This is a genomic window from Planococcus sp. NCCP-2050, assembly GCF_023708025.1.
GTDB lineage: Bacteria > Bacillota > Bacilli > Bacillales_A > Planococcaceae > Planococcus.
In genome coordinates, this window is sequence record NZ_BRCX01000003.1 from 284,378 (window position 1) to 293,430 (window position 9,053).

9 protein-coding genes are annotated in these 9,053 nt (G+C 44.7%); all 9 read left to right on the top strand.

Translation table 11 applies throughout. From position 1 onward, the window contains the following. Positions 1-23 precede the first annotated feature (23 nt). The 9 genes from hrcA (at position 24) to rpsU (ending at position 8,802) form a co-directional block, all read left to right on the top strand. Positions 24-1,055 (top strand): heat-inducible transcriptional repressor HrcA, encoded by a 1,032-nt coding sequence (hrcA, locus tag NFU07_RS12960; RefSeq protein ID WP_235199039.1) that lies wholly within the window; start codon positions 24-26, stop codon positions 1,053-1,055. A 19-nt stretch (positions 1,056-1,074) separates the two neighbouring features. Then, entirely contained in the window at positions 1,075-1,677 is a 603-nt protein-coding gene (gene grpE / locus NFU07_RS12965; protein ID WP_285835967.1) for a nucleotide exchange factor GrpE, read from the top strand. 22 nt (positions 1,678-1,699) lie between these two features. Continuing rightward, complete coding sequence (gene dnaK, locus NFU07_RS12970; RefSeq protein ID WP_251478767.1) at positions 1,700-3,532, top strand: molecular chaperone DnaK; 1,833 nt, start codon at positions 1,700-1,702, stop codon at positions 3,530-3,532. Between the two features lie 118 nt (positions 3,533-3,650). After that, positions 3,651-4,769, top strand: a complete 1,119-nt coding sequence (gene dnaJ, locus NFU07_RS12975) for a molecular chaperone DnaJ (RefSeq protein ID WP_235199042.1) — start codon at positions 3,651-3,653, stop codon at positions 4,767-4,769. 15 nt (positions 4,770-4,784) lie between these two features. Then, the gene (gene prmA, locus NFU07_RS12980; protein WP_251478769.1) at positions 4,785-5,726 is read left to right on the top strand and encodes a 50S ribosomal protein L11 methyltransferase; all 942 of its coding nucleotides are present in this window, start codon (positions 4,785-4,787) and stop codon (positions 5,724-5,726) included. A gap of 12 nt (positions 5,727-5,738) precedes the next feature. Then, entirely contained in the window at positions 5,739-6,476 is a 738-nt protein-coding gene (locus NFU07_RS12985) for a 16S rRNA (uracil(1498)-N(3))-methyltransferase (protein ID WP_251478771.1), read from the top strand. 15 nt (positions 6,477-6,491) lie between these two features. Beyond that, positions 6,492-7,826 carry a tRNA (N(6)-L-threonylcarbamoyladenosine(37)-C(2))-methylthiotransferase MtaB gene (mtaB, locus tag NFU07_RS12990; RefSeq protein WP_251478773.1) on the top strand — a complete coding sequence of 445 codons (1,335 nt, stop codon included), beginning with the start codon at positions 6,492-6,494 and terminating at the stop codon, positions 7,824-7,826. A 39-nt stretch (positions 7,827-7,865) separates the two neighbouring features. Next, positions 7,866-8,534 (top strand): deoxyribose-phosphate aldolase, encoded by a 669-nt coding sequence (deoC, locus tag NFU07_RS12995; RefSeq protein ID WP_251478775.1) that lies wholly within the window; start codon positions 7,866-7,868, stop codon positions 8,532-8,534. A gap of 94 nt (positions 8,535-8,628) precedes the next feature. Continuing rightward, on the top strand, positions 8,629-8,802 hold the full coding sequence (gene rpsU, locus NFU07_RS13000; protein ID WP_052651799.1) for a 30S ribosomal protein S21: 174 nt from the start codon (positions 8,629-8,631) through the stop codon (positions 8,800-8,802). Positions 8,803-9,053 lie beyond the last annotated feature (251 nt).

Consider the following 9,053-nt stretch of genomic DNA (forward strand, 5'->3'; position numbering starts at 1 on the left):
GAGTGCTAACAGAGGTGATGATCATGTTAACAGAACGGCAGTTGCTCATTTTAAAAGTAACAGTAGATGATTACATTCAATCAGCTCAGCCGGTCGGATCGAACCAACTCTCAAAAAAATCCGAAATCCCATTTAGTCCGGCAACGATCCGTAATGAGATGGCTGATTTGGAAGGGTTGGGCTTCTTAGAGAAGACCCACACTTCTTCCGGCAGGGTGCCTTCAGAAAAAGGATATCGTTACTACGTTGACCATATGTTGACGCCTCGGCCGCTGCCGAAAGAGGATATCGTACAGCTACGTTCCATTTTCGACGATAAGATTGCAGAAACCGAAGAAGTGATTAAACGGTCTGCGATGATTCTGTCGGAATTGACGAACTATACGGCCATTCTGCTTGGGCCGGATGTGCGGAAGCATACGGTTAAAAAGCTATCGATAGTTCCACTGACAATGGATACTGCAGTGGCCATTATCGTAACGGATAACGGCCACGTAGAAAACCGGGTCTTTACAATTCCGCAAGGGCTAGATCCTTCGGATATTGAAAAGATGGTCAATATCTTAAACGAACGGCTAGTCGGCGTTTCATTGAACGACTTGCACCGCCGTTTGGAACAGGAAACTTTGACGATCTTCAAACAGCATGTTAACCGCTACGGAGAACTTTTTTCGACCTTTAGAAAAGCGGTTATCCTTCCGCATGAAGACAATGTCTATTATGGCGGAAAGCTGAACATCCTGAATCAGCCGGATTTCCACGATTTGCATAAAATCAGGAATCTCATGGATGTGATGGAAGAGTCCAAGCATATTCCAATGATTCTTCCTGTAGGCAGCCAAGGGCTCCATATACGGATCGGTTCGGAAAATGCGCTTTCAGCAATGGAAGATTGCTCAGTGATCACCGTTTCATACGATATCGGAGAAGAACAGACGGGATCAATTGCTATTGTCGGTCCGAAACGCATGGATTATAAACGCGTTGTCACGTTACTCGACACACTTAGCGGTGATTTATCGAAAGAACTGACCCGAATGATCAGGGGCAAGTGAACAAAAGGAGGAACAGGATTTGTCTAATGAAAAAGAACCTCAAAAATCAACAGAAGAAGTAGAGCAGGAAGTCCAAACTGAAGCAAAAGGGGACGCAGTGGAGCAGCAAGAAGAGCTAGTTCTCGATGAAGCTGCTGGACCTGCTGAAGAAACAGTTGACGCACCAGCTGAAGTGGATGAAGTTGCTGCATTGAAAGAGGAATTGGAAGCCGAGCAGAACAAATATCTGCGTTTATTGGCTGATTATGACAATTTCAAACGCCGTGCCCAAAAAGACCGGCAAGATGCGGAGAAATTCCGCTCGCAATCTTTGCTGGTAGATTTACTTCCAGTAATGGACAATTTTGACCGAGCTTTATCTGTTGAAACAAAAAGCGAAGAATCTGCGTCTTTATTAAAAGGTGTGGAAATGGTCCAGAAATCATTGCTTGAAGCGGTAAAACGCGAAGGCTTAGAAGAAATCAAGGCACTTGGTGAGCCATTCGATCCGAATTTCCACCAAGCAGTGATGCAAGAAAAAGACGAAACAGCCGAACCGGGCATCGTATTAATGGAACTTCAAAAAGGCTATACTTTAAAAGGCAGAGTCTTACGCCCGGCAATGGTTAAAGTAAACGAATAAAACAGATAATGGAGGAATTTCAATGAGCAAAATTATCGGTATTGACTTAGGAACTACAAACTCAGCTGTCGCAGTGTTAGAAGGCGGCGAACCAAAAATCATTCCAAACCCAGAGGGCAACCGTACAACTCCTTCTGTCGTAGCGTTTAAAAACGGCGAGCGCCAAGTCGGTGAAGTGGCAAAACGCCAATCCATCACTAACCCGAATACGATCCAATCTGTTAAACGTTTGATGGGTACTCAGCAAAAAGTAAGTGCTGAAGGCAAAGAGTATACACCGCAAGAAGTTTCTGCCATGATTCTACAATATCTTAAAGGGTATGCAGAAGAATACTTAGGCGAAAAAGTAACAAGAGCCGTAATTACAGTTCCAGCTTACTTTAACGACGCAGAACGCCAAGCAACAAAAGATGCTGGCCGTATTGCTGGACTTGAAGTGGAGCGTATCATCAACGAACCGACTGCAGCAGCGCTTGCATACGGACTTGATAAAATGGAAACAGACGAAACTGTACTTGTCTACGATTTAGGCGGCGGTACGTTTGACGTTTCCATCTTGGAACTTGGCGATGGCGTTTTCGAAGTTAAATCAACAGCGGGCGACAACCGTCTTGGTGGAGATGACTTCGATAAAGTGATCATCGACTATTTGGTACAGGAATTCAAAAAAGAGAACGGCATTGACTTGTCTCAGGACAAAATGGCGACTCAGCGTTTGAAAGATGCAGCCGAAAAAGCGAAAAAAGACCTTTCTGGCGTTTCTTCTACTCAAATTTCATTGCCATTTATCACTGCAGGAGAAGCTGGACCGCTTCACTTGGAAGTAACAATGAGCCGTGCAAAATTTGACGAATTGACTTCTTCATTAGTGGAACGCACTATGGGGCCGACTCGCCAAGCATTAAAAGATGCAGGCATCTCTGCTTCTGAACTTGACCGCGTAATCTTAGTAGGTGGGTCTACACGCATTCCTGCCGTTCAAGAAGCAGTGAAGAAAGAAACAGGCAAAGATCCGCATAAAGGCGTTAACCCGGATGAAGTTGTAGCAATGGGTGCAGCTGTACAAGGCGGCGTATTGACAGGCGACGTTAAAGATGTAGTCTTGCTTGACGTAACTCCACTATCTCTAGGGATTGAAACAATGGGCGGCGTGTTCACGAAATTGATCGACCGCAATACAACAATCCCAACATCAAAATCGCAAACATTCTCAACGGCTGCTGACAATCAGCCAGCTGTAGATATCCATGTATTGCAAGGTGAGCGCCCGATGGCTGCTGCCAACAAAACGCTTGGCCGTTTCCAATTAGCGGATATTCCGCCGGCACCACGCGGAATTCCACAAATCGAAGTAACATTTGATATCGATAAAAACGGTATCGTAAGCGTTAAAGCGAAAGATCTTGGAACACAAAAAGAGCAGACGATCACGATCCAGTCAAATACTTCATTAAGTGATGATGAAATCGAACGCATGATCAAAGAAGCAGAAGAAAATGCAGAAGCGGATGCGAAAGTGAAAGAAGAAGTTGAACTTCGCAACGAAGCAGATCAAGCAGTTTTCCAAACAGACAAAACAATCGCTGACCTTGGCGAAGTTGTCACTGAAGATGAAAAGAAACAAGCTGAAGAAGCGCGCGATGAGTTGAAAGCGGCTCTAGAAAGCGACAATATCGACACAATCCGCGAGAAAAAAGATAAATTGAACGAAATCCTTCAAGGTCTGGCGATGAAAGCTTATGAGCAAGCAGCAGCAGCTCAACAAGCAGCCGGCGGCGAAGAAGGTGCAGCTCCAGGAAACGACGATATCATGGACGCTGAGTACGAAGAAGTAAACGACGACAAAGACAAGTAAGATAAGCGGGGCCTGGAAAAGTCAAAGCAAAGCAACATGCTTTGGCTTTTTCAATGTCTTTGCAACCACAATTTAAACCGTGTACAATTACAGGTGATTGCAATAGGGAGAGTGACATATGAATAAACGAGATTATTACGAAGTGCTCGGCGTTTCAAAAGACGCTTCGAAAGAAGAAATCAAAAAAGCTTACCGGAAATTATCGAAACAATTCCACCCGGATATCAATAAAGAAGCGGATGCTTCTGAAAAGTTCCAAGAAGTAAAAGAAGCTTATGAAGTTTTAAGCGATGAGCAAAAACGTGCTCAATATGACCAATATGGCCACCAAGACCCTAATCAAGGATTCGGTGGATTTGGCGGCGGTGCTGAAGGATTCGGATTTGATGATATCTTCAGTACGTTCTTCGGGGGCGGTTCAAGACGCCGGGATCCGAATGCGCCGCGCAAAGGCGACGATCTGCAATATTCGATGACGATTGATTTCATGGACGCCGTTTTCGGCAAAGAAGAAGAAATCGAATTGCCGAAAGACGAAACTTGCTCAACGTGTCATGGATCAGGTGCAAAGCCTGGGACTAAACCGAAAACTTGCCCTTATTGTGAAGGTTCTGGCCAAGTGAATGTAACGCAGGACACACCGTTTGGCCGTATGGTTAATCGCCGTGCTTGCCAACATTGCCAAGGCACTGGACAAATCATTCCAGAAAAATGTACAACATGCCACGGTGAAGGAAAAGTCCGCAAAGTCAAGAAAATCAAAGTTACCATTCCTGCAGGCGTCGATGATGGCCAGCAATTGCGTGTTACCGGACAAGGCGGTCCAGGTGTAAACGGTGGGCCAACTGGAGATTTGTATGTAGTCTTCCGCGTCAGACCGCATAAAACGTTCGAGCGCGACGGCGACGATATTTACATGGATTTGGCCATTTCCATTGCTCAAGCAGCACTCGGCGACGAGATTGAAGTGCCGACTGTATCGGGCAAAGTGAAATTGAAAATCCCGGCAGGTACGCAGAGCGGTGCGCGTTTCCGTTTGAAAGGCAAAGGCGTCAAGAACGTTCACGGCTACGGAACGGGCGACCAGCACATTATCATCCAAGTGAAAACGCCAACGAAATTGAACGAAAAACAAAAGCAGCTGCTCCGTGAGTTTGCAGAAATCAGCGGAGATATTCCGGAAGAACATAGCAGTTCGCTGTTTGATAAAATCAAGCGCACCATCAAAGGTGAGTAAAGGAGCCGGTTTTAGATGAAATGGTCAGAACTGTCAATTCACACGACAAACGAAGCGATTGAAGCTGTTTCGAATATTATGCATGAGGCAGGCGCTAGTGGAGTTGTCATTGAAGACTCCGATGATTTGACGAAAGAACGAGCAGATGAATTTGGAGAAATTTGGTCGCTGGACCCTGAAGATTTTCCAAGCGAAGGCGTCATTTTAAAAGCGTATTTGCCAGTGAATAGTTTCCTCGGCGAAACAGTAGAAGCGATTAAATTGGCGATCAATAATTTGGTGACTTTCGATATCAACCTTGGAGCCAATCTGGTAACAATCAGCGAAGTGAATGAAGAAGAATGGGCGACGGCTTGGAAAAAGTATTACCATCCGGTAAAAATTTCAAAACGTTTTACCATTGTGCCAACATGGGAAACGTATGAGCCTGTTTCAAGCGATGAATTGATTATCGAACTCGATCCCGGGATGGCTTTTGGAACGGGAACCCATCCAACGACGGTCATGAGTCTGCAGGCGCTGGAAAAAACGGTGAAGCCTGGGAATCGCGTGATCGATGTGGGAACTGGGTCGGGCGTTTTGGCAATCGGAGCCGCTTTATTGGATGCGAAAGAAGTCCATGCGCTCGATTTAGATGATGTCGCTGTAACGGCAGCCCGCATTAATGTCAAATTAAACAAAGTCCAGAACAAAATCAATGTAGTGCATGGAAATCTCCTGGATACGATAGATGAACCAGGGGATGTCGTGGTCGCCAATATTTTGGCGGAAATTATCATGTCGTTTACAGACGATGCTTTCCAAGCAGTGAAGCCGGGAGGTATTTATATCACTTCAGGCATCATTTCTGCAAAGAAAAATGATGTGCGAGATGCACTTGAGGCTTCTGGATTTATTGTGGAAGATGTCATGATGATGGAAGACTGGGTCACGATCATTTCTAAAAAACCGGAATAACGGGGTGTAACGATGCAGAGATATTTCATTGAAGGCAAAGTTCCCGACAACCAAAAAGTGGCGATAACTGGCGATGATGCGAAGCACATCGCCAAAGTTATGCGGCAAGGCGCGGGGGACGAAGTCATCGTCGTAATGGAAGGGAAATCTTTTTTAGCAATTATTGAAAGTGCTGAATTTGATATTGAGCTCCGGTTGGCAGATGAGCTGCAGGCGGATGTGGAAATGCCGAAAAATGTAACGATTGCTTGCGGATTGCCAAAAGGCGATAAATTGGAACTCATTGTCCAAAAAGCTACTGAACTCGGCATGCATGCCATGATTCCGTTCGAAGCAGAACGGTCGATCGTAAAATGGGATGCTGGAAAAGGCGAAAAGAAACGGGTCCGTCTTCAAAAAATCGCCAAAGAAGCAGCTGAGCAATCCCATCGGGTGAAAATACCCGAAATACATAAAATCCATACGTTCAAACAATTGCTCGAAACGGCGAAATCGTATGATGCCATCATTGTCGCCTACGAAGAAGAAGCCCGTGCCGATGGCGGAAAGCGGTTTGCCGAAATTTTAAAATCAATGTATGATAAAGATTCAATAATCCTTATCTTCGGTCCGGAAGGTGGAATTTCAGTTTCTGAAGTCGAACGGCTGAAGGAAGCCGGGGCGTTGTTTACTGCTTTAGGTCCGCGTATTTTACGTACGGAAACAGCTCCGCTTTATGCGTTATCTGCAATGTCTTATGAATTCGAATGAGAGAGGTGGACACTTATGCCAACGGTTGCATTTCATACCCTAGGTTGTAAAGTGAATCATTATGAAACCGAAGCGATTTGGCAATTGTTTAAAGAACAAGGCTATAACCGTGTGGAGTTCGAACATCATTCCGATGTCTACGTCATTAATACATGCACTGTTACGAATACAGGAGATAAAAAGAGCCGCCAAGTAATACGCAAAGCCGTGCGGAAAAATCCGGACGCAGTCATATGTGTAACCGGATGCTATGCACAGACTTCGCCTGCTGAAATTATGGCGATTCCCGGCGTTGATATTGTTGTTGGCACTCAAGACCGCACTAAATTGCTTGGGTATATTGACCAGTACCGCAATGAGCGAAAGCCGATCAACGCGGTTGGGAATATCATGAAAAATCGGGTGTATGAAGAGTTGGACGTACCTGCTTTCACTGACCGCACACGTGCTTCATTGAAGATTCAAGAAGGCTGCAACAACTTCTGTACTTTCTGCATCATTCCATGGGCCCGTGGATTGATGCGTTCCAGAGACCCAAAAGAAGTAGTAAGGCAGGCGCAGCAATTAATAAATGCGGGTTATCAGGAGATCGTCTTGACTGGAATCCATACTGGCGGCTACGGAGAAGATTTAAAGAATTACAATTTAGCCCAGCTTTTGCGTGATTTGGAACAGCAAGTCGTTGGTTTGAAGCGGCTGCGAATTTCTTCAATTGAAGCAAGCCAGTTGACGGATGAAGTCATTGAAGTACTCCGGAATTCGGAGATTGTGGTCCGCCATCTTCATATCCCAATCCAATCGGGATCGGATACGGTATTGAAACGCATGCGCCGGAAGTATACAATGGAATTTTTTGCAGACCGGCTTGTGCAATTGCGCAAAGCTTTACCGGATCTTGCGATTACTTCAGATGTCATTGTCGGATTTCCTGGAGAGACCGAAGAGGAATTCATGGAGACCTATCGATTCATCCAAGAGCATAAGTTTTCTGAACTCCACGTTTTCCCATACTCGCAGCGAACAGGAACACCCGCTGCCCGGATGGAAGACCAAATTGATGAAGAAGTTAAAAACGAACGGGTTCACCGCCTGATTGCGTTAAACGATCAATTGGCTAAGGAATATGCTTCGAATTTCGAAGGGGAATTGTTGGAAATCATTCCTGAAGAACGCTTCAAGCAAAACGAGGAAACCGGATTGCTTGAAGGATACACGGACAATTACTTGAAAGTGGTCATCCCTGGGGATGACTCGCTCATCGGGAAAATTGTCAAAGTGAAAATCGTAAAAGCCGGCTATCCATATAACGAAGGACAGTTTGTCCGAGTGATGGAAGAACAGCTGGCTTAGCGCCAAACCGAATCAAAAAGAGAATGGAGTAATTTTAACATGACTAACATCGCTTCTTATATCGACCACACTTTATTAAAGCCTGAGGCTACAAAAGAACAGATCGTTCAACTTTGCAAAGAGGCTGCAGAATATCAATTCGCTTCTGTTTGCGTTAACCCTGCTTGGGTAGCTACTGCTGCAAAAGAACTTGCTGACAGCACGGCAAAAGTCTGTACCGTTATCGGGTTCCCATTAGGTGCATCAACTTCTGAAACAAAGGCTTTTGAAACCACTGATGCAATTTCAAAAGGTGCTGACGAAATTGATATGGTCATCAACATCGGCGCTTTGAAAAGCGGAGATATGGAACTTGTGAAAAATGATATTGCTGCTGTAGTGGAAGCTGCAAAAGGCAAAGCAATCGTTAAAGTCATTATCGAAACTTGCCTATTGTCTGATGAAGAAAAAGCGGTAGCGTCGCGTCTTTCAAAAGAAGCGGGGGCGGATTTTGTTAAAACTTCAACTGGTTTCTCGACAGGTGGAGCGACTGTGGCTGATGTAAAAATCATGCGCGAAACAGTAGGTCCGGATCTGGGCGTTAAAGCTTCGGGCGGCGTGAGAAGCCTAGAAGATCTAAACGCAATGGTAGAAGCTGGAGCAACTCGCATTGGCGCTAGTTCAGGCGTACAAATCATGCAGGGATTAATTTCAAATTCCGATTATTAAGTATTGACCTAGGTAGATATATACGTTATAATTTTTGATATATAACACGTATTGTTATATGTTTCAACGTGTGTTCGGAGGGAGGGAAAAAGAGATGTCAAAAACTGTAGTTCGTAAAAACGAATCGATTGAAGATGCTCTTCGCCGCTTCAAACGCACTGTTTCTAAATCTGGAACAATGCAAGAGGTAAGAAAGCGCGAGTATTATGATAAGCCAAGTGTTAAACGTAAATTGAAATCAGAAGCTGCGCGTAAACGTAAATTTTAATTGACCTTACTTTATAAAAGACATTAAAAAATATGAACGATCAGCCATGGCCGGGTACACGTATCATCGTGTACCCGGTTTTTCTATGCCTAATAATAAATGAGTTTCCCGATATGTTTTTAACGGTTCTACACTAAATGTTGGGGTGTTCACACAATTCAACCCAAAAAAAGGCACGCAATCTCCAATTTCTTTTATACTTGAAATGTCGAGTAACAAGTAAAAAAGAGGAGACGCGTGCACATGAATTT

What these genes read in the sequence shown, in the direction of transcription:
- hrcA (WP_235199039.1), top strand. Translation starts at nt 24, where the DNA reads ATGTTAACAGAACGGCAGTTGCTCATTTTAAAAGTAACAGTAGATGAT.
- dnaK (WP_251478767.1), top strand. Translation starts at nt 1,700, where the DNA reads ATGAGCAAAATTATCGGTATTGACTTAGGAACTACAAACTCAGCTGTC.
- dnaJ (WP_235199042.1), top strand. Translation starts at nt 3,651, where the DNA reads ATGAATAAACGAGATTATTACGAAGTGCTCGGCGTTTCAAAAGACGCT.
- prmA (WP_251478769.1), top strand. Translation starts at nt 4,785, where the DNA reads ATGAAATGGTCAGAACTGTCAATTCACACGACAAACGAAGCGATTGAA.
- NFU07_RS12985 (WP_251478771.1), top strand. Translation starts at nt 5,739, where the DNA reads ATGCAGAGATATTTCATTGAAGGCAAAGTTCCCGACAACCAAAAAGTG.
- mtaB (WP_251478773.1), top strand. Translation starts at nt 6,492, where the DNA reads ATGCCAACGGTTGCATTTCATACCCTAGGTTGTAAAGTGAATCATTAT.
- deoC (WP_251478775.1), top strand. Translation starts at nt 7,866, where the DNA reads ATGACTAACATCGCTTCTTATATCGACCACACTTTATTAAAGCCTGAG.
- rpsU (WP_052651799.1), top strand. Translation starts at nt 8,629, where the DNA reads ATGTCAAAAACTGTAGTTCGTAAAAACGAATCGATTGAAGATGCTCTT.